The organism is Methylotenera sp. E1MeOHC1 (assembly GCF_058745595.1).
The window spans coordinates 1,677,417-1,693,029 of sequence record NZ_CP196025.1; the positions used below are offsets into that span (position 1 = coordinate 1,677,417).

Sequence of the window (15,613 nt, forward strand, 5' to 3'; positions counted from 1 at the left end):
AAAACCATTTTTTATCAAATAGCTAATCTTCTGATCAATCAAATTATTGACCAACTTAAATTAATATGCAGCCTAAGCCTTTATTAATTTGGATTAATTGAAGTTAATCAATTAACCTTGACGTTGTTTATGACGTGGGTCTGTGCAGATAATACGCACAACGCCGCGACGACGAACAACTTTACAATGACGGCATAAAGCCTTTACTGATGCACGAACTCTCATATTTCACTCCAATACAACTAAACTGTATGCTTACAACGCTAATTATTTATTTTGCACGGAATGTAATTCGCGCGCGAGATAAATCATAAGGCGTCATCTCAACGGTGACTTTATCACCAGGCAAAATACGAATATAGTGCATACGCATTTTTCCTGAAATATAGCCTAAAACAATATGACCATTTTCTAACTTAACTCTGAAAGTAGCATTGGGGAGATTTTCTAAAATCTCACCTTGCATTTCAATTCTATCTTCCTTAGCCATCTTGCAATTACTTAACGCTAGGTGCGTTACCTTTAAAATTAGCTTTTCTAAGCAATCCCTCGTATTGATGTGACATCAAATGAGACTGCACCTGTGTCATAAAGTCCATAGTAACAACGACAATAATCAACAAAGAAGTACCACCAAAATAGAAAGGCGTATTAAATTTTAAAATCAAAAACTCAGGTAACAAACATACCAACGTAATATAAGCAGCACCAACTAAAGTCAAACGACCCATAATACGATCAATATACTTCGCTGTTTGATCACCAGGTCTAATTCCTGGAACAAAAGCACCACTCTTCTTCAAGTTGTCAGCTGTATCCTTAGGATTAAACTGCAATGCTGTATAAAAGAAGCAGAAGAAGAAAATAGCAGCAGCAAATAACAGTATATAAATAGGCTGTCCTGGTGATAATGCAGCAGCAACGTCTTTCAACCAGAAAGTGCTTTCACTACTACCAAACCAACCCGCTAAAGTAGCTGGGAACAGAATGATACTAGAAGCAAAAATTGGAGGAATAACGCCAGCCATATTCAACTTCATTGGCAAGTGCGTTGTTTGTCCACCATAAACTTTATTTCCTACCTGACGTTTAGCGTAGTTAACTGTAATCTTACGTTGGCCGCGCTCTACGAACACTACCAAAGCAGTCACTAACACTGTTGCTACTAGCAAGAAGAATGCTAGTGGAATACTAAACGCACCAGTATTCACCATTTCAGCCGTAGATCCAATTGCATGTGGTAAACCAGCAACGATACCAGCAAAAATAATGATAGAGATACCATTACCAATACCACGTTCTGTAATTTGCTCACCAAGCCACATCAAGAACATAGTGCCTGACACTAAAGTAATCACAGCTGTCAGTCTAAATGCCATGCCTGGATCAAATACTAAATTAGGCTGACCTTCTAACATAATCGCGATACCTAGCGCTTGGAACATAGCCAGCACAACAGTACCGTATCGTGTATATTTGGTGATTGCTCTACGACCTGCTTCACCCTCTTTTTTCAACTGTTCTAGTCTTGGTGACACAGCCGTCATCAACTGCATAATAATAGATGCAGAAATGTACGGCATGATACCCAAGGCAAAAACAGTGAACCTAGACAAAGCGCCGCCAGAGAACATGTTAAACATGCCCAAGATACCGCCGCTTTGTGAAGCAAATAGCTTAGCCAGCTCGTCAGGATTAATCCCTGGAACAGGAATATGAGCACCTAAGCGATAAACAATTAACGCACCCAAGACAAACAATAGGCGACTTTTAAGTTCGCCCATTTTTGCCGCTGTTTTTAAAATACCTTCTTGTGCCAAGATATATACTCTTAAGCAGCTTCTAAAACTTTACCGCCAGCTGCTTCAACTGCAGCGCGAGCGCCTTTAGTCAATAGCAAACCTTGGATATTGTACTTAGCAGTTACATCACCAGACAAAAAGATCTTAGCATTTGTTACTGTACCAGAAACGATATTTGCTGCTTTCAAAGCCAACAAGTCAATCACTTCGTTAGGAATCAAAGCAAGTTCGCTAGTACGAACATGTGCTGTATTCGCTTTAGTTAATGATTTAAAGCCACGTTTTGGTAGACGACGTTGAATAGGCATTTGACCGCCTTCAAAGCCAACTTTATGAAAACCACCAGTACGTGATTTTTGACCTTTATGACCACGACCAGCTGTTTTACCTAAACCAGAACCAATACCACGACCAACACGGCGACGTTCTTTTTTCGAGCCTTCTGCAGGCTTAATCGTATTTAATTGCATTATCCCTCTACCTTTAATAGATAGCCAACGGTATTGATCATACCGCGAATTGCCGGAGTATCTTGTAATTCAACTGTATGGTGCATGCGACGCAAGCCTAAACCTCTAACGGTAGCTTTGTGCGCTTCAATACGACCAATAACACTTTTAACAAGAGTTACTTTAATGCCTGATGCATCTTTTTTTGCTTTAGCCATCATTAGCCTCTAATTTCTTCAACTGATTTACCGCGTTTAGCTGCGATTTCCGCTGGTGTATTCATTGACTCTAAACCGTTCAATGTAGCGCGAACCAAGTTGTAAGGATTGGTTGAACCAATACATTTTGCTACAACGTTAGTCACACCCATTACTTCGAAAATAGCGCGCATTGCACCACCGGCGATAATACCAGTACCTTCAGAAGCAGGTTGAATAAACACTTTAGCAGCGCCGTGAACACCCGTAACTGCATGATGCAAAGTACCGTTTGTTAAATTAATTTTCAACATACCGCGGCGCGCTTCGTCCATTGCTTTTTGCACAGCAACTGGAACTTCACGTGCTTTACCTTTACCCATACCTACAGCACCGTCACCATCACCTACCACTGTAAGTGCGGCAAAACTCATAATACGACCACCTTTAACCGTTTTACTTACACGATTAACTGCAATCATTTTTTCGCGCAAACCATCAGTCTGCTGCTGTTGCTGTTCAATTTCTTTTGCCATCATTAACCTCTTTAGCAATCAGACCAATTAGAAGGACAAGCCGTTTTCACGTGCGGCATCAGCCAACGCTTTAATACGACCATGATATTTGTAACCAGAACGATCAAAAGCAACAGTAGTTACACCAGCTTTGATCGCTTTTTCAGCAATTAATTTACCAATTGCTGTAGCAGCTTCAACGTTGCCACCATTTTTGATGTTTTTGCGAACTTCAGCTTCTACTGTAGAAGCGCTAACGATCACTTTATCACCAGTACCGGCAATAATTTGCGCATAAATGTGCGTATTAGTACGGTGCACACTCAAACGAGTAACTTTTAGCTCTGCAATTTTGGCACGGGTTTTACGTGCGCGACGCAAGCGATTATTTACGTTGTTCATTTTTTAAGCCTTATTTCTTTTTGGTTTCTTTAATTACAACAACTTCATCCGCATAACGAACACCCTTGCCTTTATAAGGCTCTGGAGCACGGTAAGCGCGAATCTGTGCCGCAACTTGACCAATAACCTGTTTATCAACACCAGTTAACACAACTTCAGTTGGTGTAGGTGTAGCAACAGTAACGCCTTCTGGCATTTTGTGGTTGATCGGATGTGAATAGCCCAATTCCAAATTCAACATAGCACCTTGTGCAGCAGCTTTGTAACCAACGCCAACTAGCGTCAATTTACGTGTAAAGCCTTCTGAAACACCTTTAACCATGTTAGCAACTAAGGCACGTAAGGTACCTGACATTGCTTGAGAATGCTGAGCATCGTTAGCAGCTGCAAAAGTGATAGTTTCACCTTCGCGTTTTAGTAAAACTGCACCAGTCAAAGACTGTGTCAATTTACCTAATGGACCGCTAACATTAATTGCATCAGCGCTAAGTACAACTTCAACTTTAGCAGGAATAGCTACTGGATTTTTAGCAACACGTGACATTTGCTTCTCCTTAAGCCACTACGCACAGCACTTCACCACCGATACCGGCAGCTTGAGCTTTACGATCTGTCATTACACCCTTAGATGTAGACATAATTGTCACACCAAGGCCATTCATCACTTTAGGAATCTCTTGGCTTCCTTTGTACACACGTAAACCAGGCTTACTGATACGCTGGATTCGTTCAATTACTGGACGACCTGCGTAATATTTAAGACTAATGTTTAACGTTGCTTTATTACCTTCTGTTTGCACAGCAAAGTCTTCAATATAACCTTCATCTTTAAGAACGCTAGCAATAGCTGACTTAACATTAGAAGAAGGCATAGTTACAACCGCTTTATTGACCATCTGCGCATTACGAATACGCGTCAACATATCGGCAATTGGATCACTCATACTCATAGATCTATTCCCCTATTACCAGCTAGCTTTGGTGACGCCTGGCACTTGGCCACTCATCATTAAATCACGCAATTTACTACGCGCAATACCAAATTTACTAAACACACCACGTGGGCGACCAGTTAAAGCACAACGATTGCGAAGACGCACTGGGCTTGAATTACGTGGAAGCGCTTGAAATTTCAAACGCGCTTCGAAACGGCTCTCAGCAGTAGCATTAACATCATTCATTGCAGCTTCAAGTGCCGCACGTTTTGCAGCAAATTTACTTACAGTTGCGCGGCGTTTGATTTCGCGCTCTGTCATACAGGTTTTAGCCATATCTTAACCTCTGAAAGGGAAACTGAATGCAGCAAGTAATGCTTTTGCTTCTTCATCAGTTTTCGCAGTAGTAGTAATAGTGATATTCATCCCACGAATTGCATCGATTTTATCGTATTCAATTTCAGGGAAAATTATCTGCTCTTTAACGCCCATGTTATAGTTTCCACGGCCATCAAAAGACTTAGCAGAAATACCACGGAAGTCACGGATACGAGGAATAGCCACTGTTACTAAGCGATCCAAAAACTCGTACATGCGTTCACGACGCAAAGTAACTTTACAACCAACAGGATAATCATCACGAATCTTAAATGAAGCCACTGATTTCTTAGCCTTGGTTACGATTGCTTTTTGACCAGCAATTTTCTCCATATCACCAACAGCATGCTCCATCACTTTTTTATCAGCAACCGCTTCGCCCACACCCATATTCAAGGTGATTTTTTCAATGCGAGGCACTTGCATCACAGAAGTGTAACCAAATTGCTCAGTCAATGACTTAACAACTGAGTCTTTATAATATTGTTTTAAACGCGCCATTATTATTCCTATGCGTCAACTGCTTCGCCATTAGATTTGAATACGCGAATTTTGCGACCATCTTCTAATGTCTTAAAGCCTACGCGATCACCTTTTTGTGTCGCACTGTTAAATAAAGCAACGTTTGAGATGTCAACTGGCATCTCTTTAGCAATAATGCCACCAGCGATACCCTTCATCGGGTTAGGTTTTGCATGTTTCTTAACTAAGTTAAGACCCTCTACAACAACATGACCTGACTCAAGAATACTTAACACTGTACCTTGCTTGCCTTTATCTTTACCTGTATTCAGGATGACTTGATCACCCTTGCGAATTTTATTCATGTGAGCTCCTACAAAACTTCTGGCGCTAATGAAACGATTTTCATGAATTTTTCTGAACGTAATTCACGAGTCACTGGCCCAAAAATACGTGTGCCAATCGGTTCGAGCTTGTTATTTAACAACACAGCTGCATTACCGTCGAACTTAACCAAAGAGCCGTCTGGACGACGAACACCTTTAGCAGTACGCACAACAACCGCACTGTACACTTCGCCTTTTTTAACGCGACCACGAGGTGCAGCATCTTTAATGCTGACCTTAATGATATCGCCAATACCAGCGTAACGACGTTTAGAACCACCTAACACCTTGATGCATTGCACAGAGCGCGCACCAGTGTTGTCGGCAACTTCTAGCCGAGATTGCATTTGAATCATGAGAGTAATCTCCAACTTAATCCGTAAAAACCAACACCGGCCATTTATAGTTAAAAACTATGTAGGCCGACAGACCACGGTCAGTATTGGGGCGAGAGCTTTGTGACTTAATAAAAGTCGCTCGCCGAAAAACAAAACATTATATACAGCTTAAAACATTTGCGCAATTACTTTTAACGGTAATTGCGCATTTATCTACTTAGGCCTGTTTAACAACCCAAGTTTTGGTTTTTGATAATGGACGACTTTCAACGATAGTCACCAAATCACCTTCTTTACAACTGTTTGTTTCATCGTGAGCGTGAAACTTCTTAGATTGACGAACCACTTTACCAATCAAAGGATGTTTAACTTTACGCTCAACTAAAACAGTAACAGTTTTGTCCATCTTGTCGCTAACTACACGGCCAGTAAGACTACGCACTACTTTTGTTGTATCGGTCATATTATGCCTGCTTTGCTTTCTCAGCTAACACAGTCTTAACACGCGCTACATCTTTGCGTACTTTACCTAGCTGATCTACTTTATTTAATTGCTGAGTAGCTACTTGCATACGTAGAGAGAATTGCGCACGGCGTAACTCAATCAACTCTGCATTCAGCTCTTCAACGCTTTTTGCTCTTAAATCGGTTGCTTTCATATTAGCTTCCTTGTCCTTAACTACCAAGTTGGCGTGTCATGAATGTCGTCTCGATTGGTAGCTTAGCAGCTGCCAAACGGAACGCTTCACGCGCTAGCTCTTCGCTAACACCGTCCATCTCGTATAACATTTTACCTGGTTGGATTTGAGCTACGTAGTACTCTGTACTACCTTTACCGTTACCCATACGTACTTCTGCAGGTTTTTTAGAAATTGGTTGGTCTGGGAAAATACGAATCCATACACGACCACCACGTTTAATGTGACGAGTCATTACACGACGTGCTGCTTCAATTTGACGAGCTGTCAAACGGCCGCGGCCAATCGCTTTTAAACCGAAATCACCAAAACTTACTTTATTACCCGTCGTTGCAATGCCTTTATTACGGCCTTTTTGCATCTTACGGTATTTTTGTCTAGACGGTTGTAGCATCTTTAGCCCTCGCCTTTCTTACTCTTTTTTCAGGTTCCGCAGCTGGTGCTACAGCAGCTTGCGCAGCTTGAGCATTACCTGCAAAAATTTCACCTTTGAATACCCAAACTTTGATACCAATGATGCCGTATGTTGTTGAAGCTTCAGCTACACCGTAATCAATGTCAGCACGCAATGTATGTAATGGCACACGACCTTCACGGTACCATTCAGTACGTGCGATTTCAATACCATTCAAACGACCTGAACTCATGATCTTGATACCTTGTGCACCTAAGCGCATTGCATTTTGCATAGCACGCTTCATAGCACGACGGAACATCACACGTTTTTCAAGTTGTTGCGCAATTGATTGTGCAATCAAAGTAGCATCAAGCTCTGGCTTACGAACTTCTTCAATGTTCAAATGAACTGGAACGCCCATCAAACCTTGTAATGAAGCACGCAATGACTCAATGTCTTCACCTTTTTTACCAATAACAACGCCTGGGCGTGCACTGTAAATAGTGATCTTTGCATTTTTAGCTGGGCGCTCAATCATAATACGACTAACTGCAGCACTTGCTAGTTTCTTATTCAGGAACTCACGCACTTTGATGTCGCTTTGCAACATCGCAGGGAAGTTCTTACTATTGGCATACCAACGTGAGGCCCAGTTCTTTTGAACGCTCAGACGGAAACCAATTGGATTAATTTTCTGACCCATGATTATCCCTTAGTTACCGACAGTCACATGAATGTGACAGGTTGGTTTAGTAATGCGACCCGCACGACCTTTTGCGCGTGGACGAATACGTTTAAGCACAATGCCTTTATCTACGTAAATTGAAGTTACTTTCAATTCGTCGATATCAGCCCCATTGTTATGTTCAGCGTTAGCGATTGCAGACTCAACAACTTTCTTGATGATCTCAGCACCTTTTTTAGGTGTGAAGTTCAAAATGTTAAGTGCGTGATCTACTTTCTTGCCACGAACAAGGTCTGCCACCAATCTAGCTTTTTGCGGAGAGAGATGCACACCTTTTAATATTGCAGATACTTGCATAATTCAGCTCCTACTTCTTAGCTTTCTTGTCGGCTGCATGCCCTTTGAATGTACGCGTTAACGCAAACTCACCAAGCTTGTGACCTACCATGTTTTCAGAAATCAACACTGGAATGTGTTGCTTACCATTATGAATTGCAATAGTAAGACCGATAAAATCCGGGAAAATTGTAGAACGACGTGACCAAGTTTTAATTGGTTTACGATCGCGAGTTGCCGCAGCAACTTCTACTTTTTTCGCCAAATGACCATCAATAAATGGACCTTTTTTAAGTGAACGTGCCATATGATTACCTTACATTCCTTGGACGACGACTAACGCGCATATTATCCGTACGCTTGCTACTACGTGTACGATAACCCTTAGTTTTAACACCCCATGGGCTCACTGGATTCATACCAGCAGCTGTTTTACCTTCACCACCACCGTGAGGGTGATCAACCGGGTTCATCACCACACCGCGAACGGTTGGGCGAACACCACGCCAGCGCATAGCACCAGCTTTACCAATTGAACGTAGTGAATGCTCTTCATTACCCACTTCACCTAAAGTTGCTTTGCAATCTACGTGTACGCGGCGAACTTCACCAGAACGTAAACGTAATTGAGCGTAACTGCCCTCACGAGCTAACAACTGCACTGAAGTACCAGCTGAGCGCGCTAATTGAGCACCTTTACCAGGTTGCAACTCGATACAATGGATCGTGCTACCAACTGGAATGTTACGCAATGGCATTGCATTACCTACTTTAATAGGTGCATCTGAACCACTGATTAATTGCGCACCTGCAGCAATGCCGCGTGGTGCAATAATATAACGACGCTCACCATCAGCATAACAAAGCAAAGCAATGTGTGCTGTGCGATTTGGATCATATTCAATATGCTCCACTTTCGCTGGAATGCCATCTTTATTACGACGGAAGTCAATTAAACGATAATGCTGCTTATGACCACCACCTTGATGACGCGTTGTAATATGACCGTTGTTATTACGGCCTGCGTTTTTACTTTGACTTTCCAACAGCGGTGCGTGAGGTTTACCCTTGTACAAATCAGGTGTAACCACCTTTAGTACACCACGACGGCCGGGGGAAGTTGGTTTGACTTTAACTAATGCCATATCTTCTCTCCTTATTCGCCCGCTGCGAAGTTAATTTCTTGGCCTGGTTTCAAGCTAACATAAGCTTTTTTCCAGTCTTTACGCTTGCCCATATTTTTGCCAGCGCGTTTAGTTTTACCGCCAACATTAATAACAGCAACACTAGCCACTTCAACTTTAAAAACAAGCTCAACTGCTGCTTTGATTTCTGGTTTAGTAGCATCAGTACGCACCTTAAATGCGATTTGCTGATGCTTGTCAGCAATGTAAGTTGCCTTTTCGGTAATTTGCGGAGCTAAAATAACTTGCAATAAACGGTCTTGAGTTTTAGTAATAGCGCTCATCATGCTAGCATCTCCTCAAGTTTCTTCACTGCAGCTTCTGTAGCAACTACATTAGGGAAGCGAACCAAACTAACTGGGTCAGCAAATTGTGCTTCAACCACCATTACGTTAGTTAAGTTACGTGAAGATAAATATAAGTTCTCATTAAAGCTATCAGTTAGCACTAAAACGCCACCTGCATAACCCATACCCTTGATTTTTTCTGCCAACGCCTTGGTTTTAGGCGTATCAACAGAAAACTCTTCAACTACGCTTAAACGCTCTTGACGAACCAACTCAGACAAGATTGTTTGCATACCAGCGCGGTAAGCCTTACGGTTTACTTTATGGCTGAAGTTTTCATTAGGTGAATTAGGGAATGCACGACCACCTCCGCGCCAAATAGGACTTGAGCTCATACCTGCACGAGCATTACCAGTACCTTTTTGTGCATAAGGTTTATGTGTCGTATGCGCAACTGTGTCACGGCCCTTTTGAGCACGTGTAGCAGTACGAGCATTAGCCATGTAACCAACTACAACTTGATGAACCAACGCTTCATTAAATTCGCGACCAAATGTATCTTCAGATACAGTCACGCCTTTTTTAGCTGGCTTACCATTTTTATCTATTAGCTTAAGTTCCATTATTTAGAACCTCCCTGTGCTTTAGTAGCCTTCTCTTTAATGGCTGGACGTACAACAACGTCACCACCTTTAGAGCCAGGGATTGCACCTTTAATCAATAGCAAGTTACGCTCTACATCAACGCGAACGATTTCTAGATTCTGTGTAGTCACTTTAACAGCACCCAAATGACCAGGCATACGCTTACCTGGGAAAACACGACCAGGATCTTGCGCCATACCGATAGAACCAGGTACGTTATGTGAACGTGAGTTACCATGAGAAGCACGGTTAGAACTAAAATGATGGCGTTTAATCGCGCCAGCAAAGCCCTTACCTAAAGATGTGCCAGTAACGTCAACTTTTTGACCCGCTTGGAAAATATCAACCGTGATATTTGCACCAGGCGTGTAATTAGCTAAAACGTCGTTACCAACTGAGAATTCATGAATACCAGCACCTGCAGCAGAACCTGACTTAGCATAATGCCCAGTCAATGCTTTGTTGATACGGCTGGCACGACGTGTACCGTAAGCTACCTGAAGGCCAGTATAGCCATCGCTTGCGGTCGTCTTGATCTGTGTCACGCGGTTAGGTACAACTTCCAACACGGTTACCGGAACGCTTGCGCCATCCTCAGTAAACACGCGGGTCATACCCACTTTGCGACCAATAAGCCCTAAGCTCATGATCGTTTCCTTATATTTTAGTTAAAAAGTCGATTACAATTGACCGACTTCTGTGAAAGAGGCCGGATTATACCGAACCTCAGTTTTTTTTACAACTAGATTTTACTACTTAAGTTTTTTACAACTTAATTTCAACATCCACACCAGCAGGCAAATCTAATTTCATTAATGCATCCACTGTTTTATCAGTAGGATCCACAATGTCCATTAAACGTTGATGGGTACGAATTTCGAATTGGTCACGTGAAGTTTTATTTACGTGTGGTGAACGCAAAATATCAAAGCGCTCGATACGTGTTGGTAATGGTACTGGACCTTTAACAACAGCGCCGGTACGTTTGGCAGTTTCTACGATTTCTTGAGCTGATTGATCAATCAAACGATAATCAAATGCTTTTAGACGGATACGGATTTTTTGGTTTGTCATTTTACTGCCTTTCAAAAGAGCGAAACGGCAGGGTTCACCCTGCCGTTTGATTTAACTACAAAAATTACTCGATAATCTTAGCTACAACACCAGCACCAACAGTACGGCCACCTTCACGGATAGCGAAGCGTAAGCCTTCTTCCATCGCGATTGGTGCAATCAATGTAACAGTGATTGATACGTTGTCGCCTGGCATTACCATTTCTGTACCTTCTGGCAATTCAACTGCGCCAGTTACGTCTGTCGTACGGAAATAGAATTGTGGACGGTAACCTTGGAAGAATGGTGTGTGACGACCACCTTCATCTTTACCTAACACGTAGATTTCTGCTGTGAATTTTGTGTGTGGTTTGATAGAACCAGCTTTTGCCAATACTTGACCACGTTCAACTTCTTCACGTTTTGTACCACGTAGCAATACACCTACGTTGTCGCCTGCTTGACCTTGGTCTAGCAGTTTGCGGAACATTTCCACGCCTGTACATGTTGTTTTTAGTGTGTCTTTAATACCAACGATTTCAATCTCGTCACCCACTTTAACAATACCACGCTCAATACGGCCTGTTACTACTGTACCGCGGCCTGAGATTGAGAATACGTCTTCTACTGGCATCAAGAATGTGCCGTCGATTGCGCGCTCTGGCATTGGGATGTAGCTGTCTAATGCTTCTGCTAAGCGGAAGATTGCTGGTTCGCCGATTTCAGATTGGTCGCCTTCTAAAGCTAGTTTAGCTGAACCTTTGATGATTGGTGTGTCGTCGCCTGGGAAGTCGTATTTGCTTAGCAAGTCACGCACTTCCATTTCAACTAGTTCTAACAACTCAGGATCATCTACCATGTCTGCTTTGTTTAGGAACACTACAATGTATGGTACGCCAACTTGACGTGCTAACAAGATGTGCTCACGTGTTTGTGGCATAGGACCGTCAGCTGCTGAACATACTAAGATAGCGCCGTCCATTTGTGCTGCACCGGTAATCATGTTTTTAACATAGTCGGCGTGGCCTGGGCAGTCTACGTGTGCGTAGTGACGTGTTGCTGTCTCGTACTCAACGTGTGCTGTGTTAATGGTAATACCACGTGCTTTTTCTTCTGGTGCTGCGTCAATTTGGTCGTAAGCTTTTGCTTCGCCGCCGTATTTCTTTGTTAATACAGTGGTGATCGCTGCTGTTAGTGTTGTCTTACCATGGTCAACGTGGCCAATCGTGCCTACGTTAACGTGCGGCTTGGTCCGCTCAAATTTACCTTTTGCCATGATTATTTCCTTTTATCTAAACTTTAAAATTAATTAGTGATGGACTATTTTTTGTTAATAATGGCATCAGCCACGTTTCTTGGTGCTTCTGTGTAGTGCTTGAATTCCATGCTGTAGCTAGCGCGACCTTGTGACAATGAACGCACTACAGTTGAGTAACCAAACATCTCTGCCAATGGCACTTCTGCACGGATTACTTTACCAGACGGACTATCTTCCATGCCTTGAATCATACCGCGACGTGATGACAAGTCACCCATTACGTCACCCATGTAGTCTTCAGGCGTTTCCACTTCAACCGCCATCATAGGCTCAAGCAAGATTGGATCCGCTTTACGCATACCGTCTTTAAAGCCGATAGACGCAGCCATCTTAAATGCATTCTCGTTAGAGTCAACATCATGGTATGAACCATCAAACAGCGTCACTTTAACGTCAACCACAGGGAAGCCAGCTAAAATACCTGAAGGGATTGTTTCACGTAGACCTTTTTCAACCGCAGGGATGAATTCACGTGGCACAGTACCACCTTTAATTTGGTCAATAAACTCAAAACCTTTACCAGCTTCATTTGGCTCCATTTTCAACCAAACGTGACCATACTGACCTTTACCGCCAGATTGTTTAACAAACTTACCTTCAACCTCAACAGATTTCTTAATCGCTTCACGGTAAGCTACTTGTGGCGCACCAACGTTAGCTTCAACGTTGAACTCACGACGCATACGGTCAACTAAAATCTCTAAGTGCAACTCACCCATACCAGAAATAATGGTTTGGTTAGTTTCTTCATCAGTTTTAACACGGAATGAAGGATCTTCTTGTGCCAAACGATTTAAAGCAACACCCATTTTTTCTTGGTCAGCTTTAGTTTTTGGCTCAACAGCAACGTGAATCACTGGCTCAGGGAATATCATGCGCTCTAAGATAATTTCAGAACCTAGCGCACACAATGTATCGCCTGTTGTAGCCTCTTTCAGACCAACCGCAGCAGCGATGTCACCAGCACGAACCTCTTCAATTGGCACACGGTTGTTAGCATGCATCTGCACGATACGGCCGATACGCTCTTTTTTACCTTTAAGTGGGTTGTACACTGTATCACCAGCATTAACCACACCTGAGTACACGCGGAAGAAGATTAACTGACCTACAAATGGGTCAGTCATAATTTTGAATGCCAATGCTGAGAATTTCTCATCATCTGAAGCTTTCAAACGAATTTCATTGCCATCTTCATCTTCTGCTTTTGTATCTGGAATATCAGTCGGCGCCGGCATCAACTCGATGACCTTATCCAACATCGCTTGCACACCTTTGTTTTTGAATGCTGAACCGCACATCATCGGCACGATTTCAGAAGCAATAGTACGCGTACGTAGGCCTAAAAGAATGTCAGCTTCTGACAAATCACCTTCTTCAAGGTATTTGTTCATCAATTCTTCACTGGCTTCAGCGGCAGCTTCAACCATATTCTCGCGCCATTTGTCGCAATCAGCTTGAAGATCTGCAGGAATATCACGGTAATCAAACTTCATACCTTGTGATGCTTCATCCCAGAAGATAGCCTTCATCTTAATCAAGTCAACGACACCTTCGAACTTCTCTTCAGCACCAATCGGCACTTGTAAAGGCACAGGATTAGCCTTCAAGCGCGCACGCATTTGATCGTACACTTTGAAGAAGTTAGCACCAGCACGGTCCATTTTGTTAACGAACGCTAAACGTGGCACTTTGTACTTGTTAGCTTGACGCCATACAGTCTCTGATTGTGGCTGCACACCACCTACCGCACAGTAAACCATACATGCACCGTCAAGCACACGCATTGAACGCTCTACTTCAATCGTAAAGTCAACGTGGCCTGGGGTATCAATAATGTTGATGCGATGTTGATCAAATTGACCAGCCATACCTTTCCAGAAGCAGGTAGTAGCAGCAGAAGTAATGGTAATACCACGCTCTTGCTCTTGCTCCATCCAGTCCATGGTTGCAGCGCCATCATGCACTTCACCAATCTTATGATTAACGCCTGTATAAAATAAAATACGCTCTGTCGTAGTTGTTTTACCTGCATCGATGTGAGCAGAAATACCAATGTTACGATAGCGATTAATAGGGGTTTGACGAGCCACGTTTATTACCTTTACTTAATTTTCTTAAAGAGCGATTCTGTTAGTTAAATAACTAATTAGAAGCGGAAATGTGAGAACGCTTTGTTAGCTTCAGCCATACGGTGAACTTCTTCACGTTTCTTCATCGCTGAACCACGGCCTTCTGAAGCTTCAACCAACTCAGCTGCTAAACGCAAGCCCATTGATTTCTCACCACGCTTACGTGCTGCATCACGCAACCAACGCATCGCTAAGGCACTACGGCGGCTAGGACGAACCTCAACAGGCACTTGGTAGTTTGCACCACCAACGCGACGGCTCTTAACCTCAACCAACGGACGTAGATTGTTTAGCGCTAAAGTGAACACTTCTAAAGCATCTTTGCTAGTTTTGCTAACTACTTGGTCAAATGCACCGTACAAAATACGCTCAGCAACAGATTTCTTACCACCTGTCATCAACACGTTTACAAATTTTGAAACTTCTTGGCTACCGAATTTAGGATCCGGCAGGATATTACGTTTGGGGACTTCTCTACGTCTTGGCATAATCTTCTCTATTCTCTTTTATGTTTTGCTAGCAACTGCTCAAGCAAGGCTTTTGGTTAGCCGCTACATTAATAAAACCGTTATCGGTTGATTGCTATTACTTAGCTTTAGCTTCTTTAGGACGCTTAGCACCGTATTTAGAACGTGATTGCTTACGATCTTTAACGCCTGCAGTATCCAAGCTACCGCGCACCATATGGTAACGCACACCAGGCAAGTCTTTTACACGACCACCACGTAGTAAAACTACGCTATGCTCTTGCAAGTTATGGCCTTCACCGCCGATGTAGCTAATTACTTCGTAGCCATTAGTTAGGCGTACTTTAGCAACTTTACGTAGCGCAGAGTTTGGCTTTTTAGGTGTTGTAGTATAAACGCGAGTGCAAACACCACGTTTTTGTGGACAAGCTTCAAGTGCTGGCACTTTGCTCTTTGTGACCACTTTAACGCGTGGTTTACGTACTAACTGATTGATGGTTGGCATTGCCTGTAACCTCTAATGTTGTTCTCTAAAATTATTTATTTCA

The 15,613-nt window shown here is 42.7% G+C and carries 28 protein-coding genes; all 28 read right to left on the minus strand.

Annotated features, from left to right (window positions below; genetic code table 11):
- Positions 1–111: 111 nt before the first annotated feature.
- The 28 genes from rpmJ to rpsL all read right to left on the minus strand — a co-directional run bounded on the left by rpmJ (position 112) and on the right by rpsL (position 15,570).
- Positions 112–225 carry a 50S ribosomal protein L36 gene (gene rpmJ, locus ACSSU7_RS07825; protein WP_019899738.1) on the minus strand — a complete coding sequence of 38 codons (114 nt, stop codon included), beginning with the start codon at positions 223–225 and terminating at the stop codon, positions 112–114.
- Positions 226–271: 46 nt separating this feature from the next.
- Positions 272–490: a translation initiation factor IF-1 gene (infA, locus tag ACSSU7_RS07830; RefSeq protein ID WP_047552551.1), complete on the minus strand. Its 219-nt coding sequence runs from the start codon at positions 488–490 to the stop codon at positions 272–274.
- Between the two features lie 7 nt (positions 491–497).
- Positions 498–1,784, minus strand: a complete 1,287-nt coding sequence (gene secY / locus ACSSU7_RS07835) for a preprotein translocase subunit SecY (RefSeq protein ID WP_414684502.1) — start codon at positions 1,782–1,784, stop codon at positions 498–500.
- A 47-nt stretch (positions 1,785–1,831) separates the two neighbouring features.
- Positions 1,832–2,272, minus strand: coding sequence for a 50S ribosomal protein L15 (gene rplO, locus ACSSU7_RS07840; RefSeq protein WP_135277989.1), 441 nt, complete (start codon positions 2,270–2,272; stop codon positions 1,832–1,834).
- Positions 2,272–2,469 carry a 50S ribosomal protein L30 gene (rpmD, locus tag ACSSU7_RS07845; protein ID WP_019899741.1) on the minus strand — a complete coding sequence of 66 codons (198 nt, stop codon included), beginning with the start codon at positions 2,467–2,469 and terminating at the stop codon, positions 2,272–2,274. The genes rplO and rpmD overlap by 1 nt, the downstream gene beginning before the upstream one ends.
- A gap of 2 nt (positions 2,470–2,471) precedes the next feature.
- Positions 2,472–2,984: a 30S ribosomal protein S5 gene (rpsE, locus tag ACSSU7_RS07850; protein ID WP_015831312.1), complete on the minus strand. Its 513-nt coding sequence runs from the start codon at positions 2,982–2,984 to the stop codon at positions 2,472–2,474.
- A 27-nt stretch (positions 2,985–3,011) separates the two neighbouring features.
- Entirely contained in the window at positions 3,012–3,365 is a 354-nt protein-coding gene (gene rplR / locus ACSSU7_RS07855) for a 50S ribosomal protein L18 (protein WP_015831311.1), read from the minus strand.
- A gap of 10 nt (positions 3,366–3,375) precedes the next feature.
- Entirely contained in the window at positions 3,376–3,909 is a 534-nt protein-coding gene (gene rplF, locus ACSSU7_RS07860) for a 50S ribosomal protein L6 (RefSeq protein ID WP_019899742.1), read from the minus strand.
- A gap of 10 nt (positions 3,910–3,919) precedes the next feature.
- Positions 3,920–4,315 (minus strand): 30S ribosomal protein S8, encoded by a 396-nt coding sequence (rpsH, locus tag ACSSU7_RS07865; protein ID WP_019899743.1) that lies wholly within the window; start codon positions 4,313–4,315, stop codon positions 3,920–3,922.
- 15 nt (positions 4,316–4,330) lie between these two features.
- Positions 4,331–4,636 (minus strand): 30S ribosomal protein S14, encoded by a 306-nt coding sequence (gene rpsN / locus ACSSU7_RS07870; RefSeq protein ID WP_492515992.1) that lies wholly within the window; start codon positions 4,634–4,636, stop codon positions 4,331–4,333.
- A gap of 3 nt (positions 4,637–4,639) precedes the next feature.
- A complete protein-coding gene (gene rplE / locus ACSSU7_RS07875) occupies positions 4,640–5,179 on the minus strand; it encodes a 50S ribosomal protein L5 (protein ID WP_015831307.1) in 540 nt (179 codons plus the stop codon).
- Between the two features lie 8 nt (positions 5,180–5,187).
- Positions 5,188–5,505, minus strand: coding sequence for a 50S ribosomal protein L24 (gene rplX, locus ACSSU7_RS07880; RefSeq protein ID WP_036301929.1), 318 nt, complete (start codon positions 5,503–5,505; stop codon positions 5,188–5,190).
- An 8-nt stretch (positions 5,506–5,513) separates the two neighbouring features.
- Positions 5,514–5,882, minus strand: a complete 369-nt coding sequence (gene rplN, locus ACSSU7_RS07885) for a 50S ribosomal protein L14 (RefSeq protein WP_015831305.1) — start codon at positions 5,880–5,882, stop codon at positions 5,514–5,516.
- A gap of 199 nt (positions 5,883–6,081) precedes the next feature.
- The gene (gene rpsQ / locus ACSSU7_RS07890) at positions 6,082–6,327 is read right to left on the minus strand and encodes a 30S ribosomal protein S17 (protein ID WP_015831304.1); all 246 of its coding nucleotides are present in this window, start codon (positions 6,325–6,327) and stop codon (positions 6,082–6,084) included.
- Between the two features lies 1 nt (position 6,328).
- Positions 6,329–6,523: a 50S ribosomal protein L29 gene (gene rpmC / locus ACSSU7_RS07895; RefSeq protein ID WP_019899748.1), complete on the minus strand. Its 195-nt coding sequence runs from the start codon at positions 6,521–6,523 to the stop codon at positions 6,329–6,331.
- Between the two features lie 16 nt (positions 6,524–6,539).
- A complete protein-coding gene (rplP, locus tag ACSSU7_RS07900) occupies positions 6,540–6,956 on the minus strand; it encodes a 50S ribosomal protein L16 (protein ID WP_019899750.1) in 417 nt (138 codons plus the stop codon).
- Positions 6,940–7,662: a 30S ribosomal protein S3 gene (gene rpsC / locus ACSSU7_RS07905; protein ID WP_019899751.1), complete on the minus strand. Its 723-nt coding sequence runs from the start codon at positions 7,660–7,662 to the stop codon at positions 6,940–6,942. Before rpsC ends, rplP begins: the two co-directional genes overlap by 17 nt.
- A gap of 9 nt (positions 7,663–7,671) precedes the next feature.
- Positions 7,672–8,001 carry a 50S ribosomal protein L22 gene (rplV, locus tag ACSSU7_RS07910; RefSeq protein ID WP_013147044.1) on the minus strand — a complete coding sequence of 110 codons (330 nt, stop codon included), beginning with the start codon at positions 7,999–8,001 and terminating at the stop codon, positions 7,672–7,674.
- A 10-nt stretch (positions 8,002–8,011) separates the two neighbouring features.
- Positions 8,012–8,287: a 30S ribosomal protein S19 gene (gene rpsS, locus ACSSU7_RS07915; protein ID WP_015831300.1), complete on the minus strand. Its 276-nt coding sequence runs from the start codon at positions 8,285–8,287 to the stop codon at positions 8,012–8,014.
- 4 nt (positions 8,288–8,291) lie between these two features.
- A complete protein-coding gene (rplB, locus tag ACSSU7_RS07920) occupies positions 8,292–9,125 on the minus strand; it encodes a 50S ribosomal protein L2 (RefSeq protein ID WP_015831299.1) in 834 nt (277 codons plus the stop codon).
- A gap of 11 nt (positions 9,126–9,136) precedes the next feature.
- Positions 9,137–9,451 (minus strand): 50S ribosomal protein L23, encoded by a 315-nt coding sequence (rplW, locus tag ACSSU7_RS07925; RefSeq protein ID WP_019899752.1) that lies wholly within the window; start codon positions 9,449–9,451, stop codon positions 9,137–9,139.
- Positions 9,448–10,074 (minus strand): 50S ribosomal protein L4, encoded by a 627-nt coding sequence (gene rplD / locus ACSSU7_RS07930; protein WP_019899754.1) that lies wholly within the window; start codon positions 10,072–10,074, stop codon positions 9,448–9,450. The genes rplW and rplD overlap by 4 nt, the downstream gene beginning before the upstream one ends.
- Positions 10,074–10,742 (minus strand): 50S ribosomal protein L3, encoded by a 669-nt coding sequence (gene rplC, locus ACSSU7_RS07935; RefSeq protein WP_492515993.1) that lies wholly within the window; start codon positions 10,740–10,742, stop codon positions 10,074–10,076. Before rplC ends, rplD begins: the two co-directional genes overlap by 1 nt.
- Positions 10,743–10,860: 118 nt before the next feature.
- Positions 10,861–11,169 carry a 30S ribosomal protein S10 gene (gene rpsJ, locus ACSSU7_RS07940; RefSeq protein ID WP_015831295.1) on the minus strand — a complete coding sequence of 103 codons (309 nt, stop codon included), beginning with the start codon at positions 11,167–11,169 and terminating at the stop codon, positions 10,861–10,863.
- Between the two features lie 64 nt (positions 11,170–11,233).
- Positions 11,234–12,424, minus strand: coding sequence for an elongation factor Tu (gene tuf / locus ACSSU7_RS07945; RefSeq protein ID WP_019899756.1), 1,191 nt, complete (start codon positions 12,422–12,424; stop codon positions 11,234–11,236).
- A gap of 44 nt (positions 12,425–12,468) precedes the next feature.
- Complete coding sequence (gene fusA / locus ACSSU7_RS07950) at positions 12,469–14,559, minus strand: elongation factor G (RefSeq protein ID WP_492515994.1); 2,091 nt, start codon at positions 14,557–14,559, stop codon at positions 12,469–12,471.
- A gap of 56 nt (positions 14,560–14,615) precedes the next feature.
- Positions 14,616–15,086: a 30S ribosomal protein S7 gene (rpsG, locus tag ACSSU7_RS07955; protein ID WP_492515995.1), complete on the minus strand. Its 471-nt coding sequence runs from the start codon at positions 15,084–15,086 to the stop codon at positions 14,616–14,618.
- Between the two features lie 97 nt (positions 15,087–15,183).
- Positions 15,184–15,570 (minus strand): 30S ribosomal protein S12, encoded by a 387-nt coding sequence (gene rpsL / locus ACSSU7_RS07960; protein WP_015831292.1) that lies wholly within the window; start codon positions 15,568–15,570, stop codon positions 15,184–15,186.
- Positions 15,571–15,613 lie beyond the last annotated feature (43 nt).

Bases quoted from the DNA above. Each gene is read 5' to 3' on its own strand.
- rpmJ (WP_019899738.1), bottom strand. From the start codon at position 225: ATGAGAGTTCGTGCATCAGTAAAGGCTTTATGCCGTCATTGTAAAGTT.
- infA (WP_047552551.1), bottom strand. From the start codon at position 490: ATGGCTAAGGAAGATAGAATTGAAATGCAAGGTGAGATTTTAGAAAAT.
- secY (WP_414684502.1), bottom strand. From the start codon at position 1,784: ATGGGCGAACTTAAAAGTCGCCTATTGTTTGTCTTGGGTGCGTTAATT.
- rplO (WP_135277989.1), bottom strand. From the start codon at position 2,272: ATGCAATTAAATACGATTAAGCCTGCAGAAGGCTCGAAAAAAGAACGT.
- rpmD (WP_019899741.1), bottom strand. From the start codon at position 2,469: ATGGCTAAAGCAAAAAAAGATGCATCAGGCATTAAAGTAACTCTTGTT.
- rpsE (WP_015831312.1), bottom strand. From the start codon at position 2,984: ATGGCAAAAGAAATTGAACAGCAACAGCAGCAGACTGATGGTTTGCGC.
- rplR (WP_015831311.1), bottom strand. From the start codon at position 3,365: ATGAACAACGTAAATAATCGCTTGCGTCGCGCACGTAAAACCCGTGCC.
- rplF (WP_019899742.1), bottom strand. From the start codon at position 3,909: ATGTCACGTGTTGCTAAAAATCCAGTAGCTATTCCTGCTAAAGTTGAA.
- rpsH (WP_019899743.1), bottom strand. From the start codon at position 4,315: ATGAGTATGAGTGATCCAATTGCCGATATGTTGACGCGTATTCGTAAT.
- rpsN (WP_492515992.1), bottom strand. From the start codon at position 4,636: ATGGCTAAAACCTGTATGACAGAGCGCGAAATCAAACGCCGCGCAACT.
- rplE (WP_015831307.1), bottom strand. From the start codon at position 5,179: ATGGCGCGTTTAAAACAATATTATAAAGACTCAGTTGTTAAGTCATTG.
- rplX (WP_036301929.1), bottom strand. From the start codon at position 5,505: ATGAATAAAATTCGCAAGGGTGATCAAGTCATCCTGAATACAGGTAAA.
- rplN (WP_015831305.1), bottom strand. From the start codon at position 5,882: ATGATTCAAATGCAATCTCGGCTAGAAGTTGCCGACAACACTGGTGCG.
- rpsQ (WP_015831304.1), bottom strand. From the start codon at position 6,327: ATGACCGATACAACAAAAGTAGTGCGTAGTCTTACTGGCCGTGTAGTT.
- rpmC (WP_019899748.1), bottom strand. From the start codon at position 6,523: ATGAAAGCAACCGATTTAAGAGCAAAAAGCGTTGAAGAGCTGAATGCA.
- rplP (WP_019899750.1), bottom strand. From the start codon at position 6,956: ATGCTACAACCGTCTAGACAAAAATACCGTAAGATGCAAAAAGGCCGT.
- rpsC (WP_019899751.1), bottom strand. From the start codon at position 7,662: ATGGGTCAGAAAATTAATCCAATTGGTTTCCGTCTGAGCGTTCAAAAG.
- rplV (WP_013147044.1), bottom strand. From the start codon at position 8,001: ATGCAAGTATCTGCAATATTAAAAGGTGTGCATCTCTCTCCGCAAAAA.
- rpsS (WP_015831300.1), bottom strand. From the start codon at position 8,287: ATGGCACGTTCACTTAAAAAAGGTCCATTTATTGATGGTCATTTGGCG.
- rplB (WP_015831299.1), bottom strand. From the start codon at position 9,125: ATGGCATTAGTTAAAGTCAAACCAACTTCCCCCGGCCGTCGTGGTGTA.
- rplW (WP_019899752.1), bottom strand. From the start codon at position 9,451: ATGATGAGCGCTATTACTAAAACTCAAGACCGTTTATTGCAAGTTATT.
- rplD (WP_019899754.1), bottom strand. From the start codon at position 10,074: ATGGAACTTAAGCTAATAGATAAAAATGGTAAGCCAGCTAAAAAAGGC.
- rplC (WP_492515993.1), bottom strand. From the start codon at position 10,742: ATGAGCTTAGGGCTTATTGGTCGCAAAGTGGGTATGACCCGCGTGTTT.
- rpsJ (WP_015831295.1), bottom strand. From the start codon at position 11,169: ATGACAAACCAAAAAATCCGTATCCGTCTAAAAGCATTTGATTATCGT.
- tuf (WP_019899756.1), bottom strand. From the start codon at position 12,424: ATGGCAAAAGGTAAATTTGAGCGGACCAAGCCGCACGTTAACGTAGGC.
- rpsG (WP_492515995.1), bottom strand. From the start codon at position 15,086: ATGCCAAGACGTAGAGAAGTCCCCAAACGTAATATCCTGCCGGATCCT.
- rpsL (WP_015831292.1), bottom strand. From the start codon at position 15,570: ATGCCAACCATCAATCAGTTAGTACGTAAACCACGCGTTAAAGTGGTC.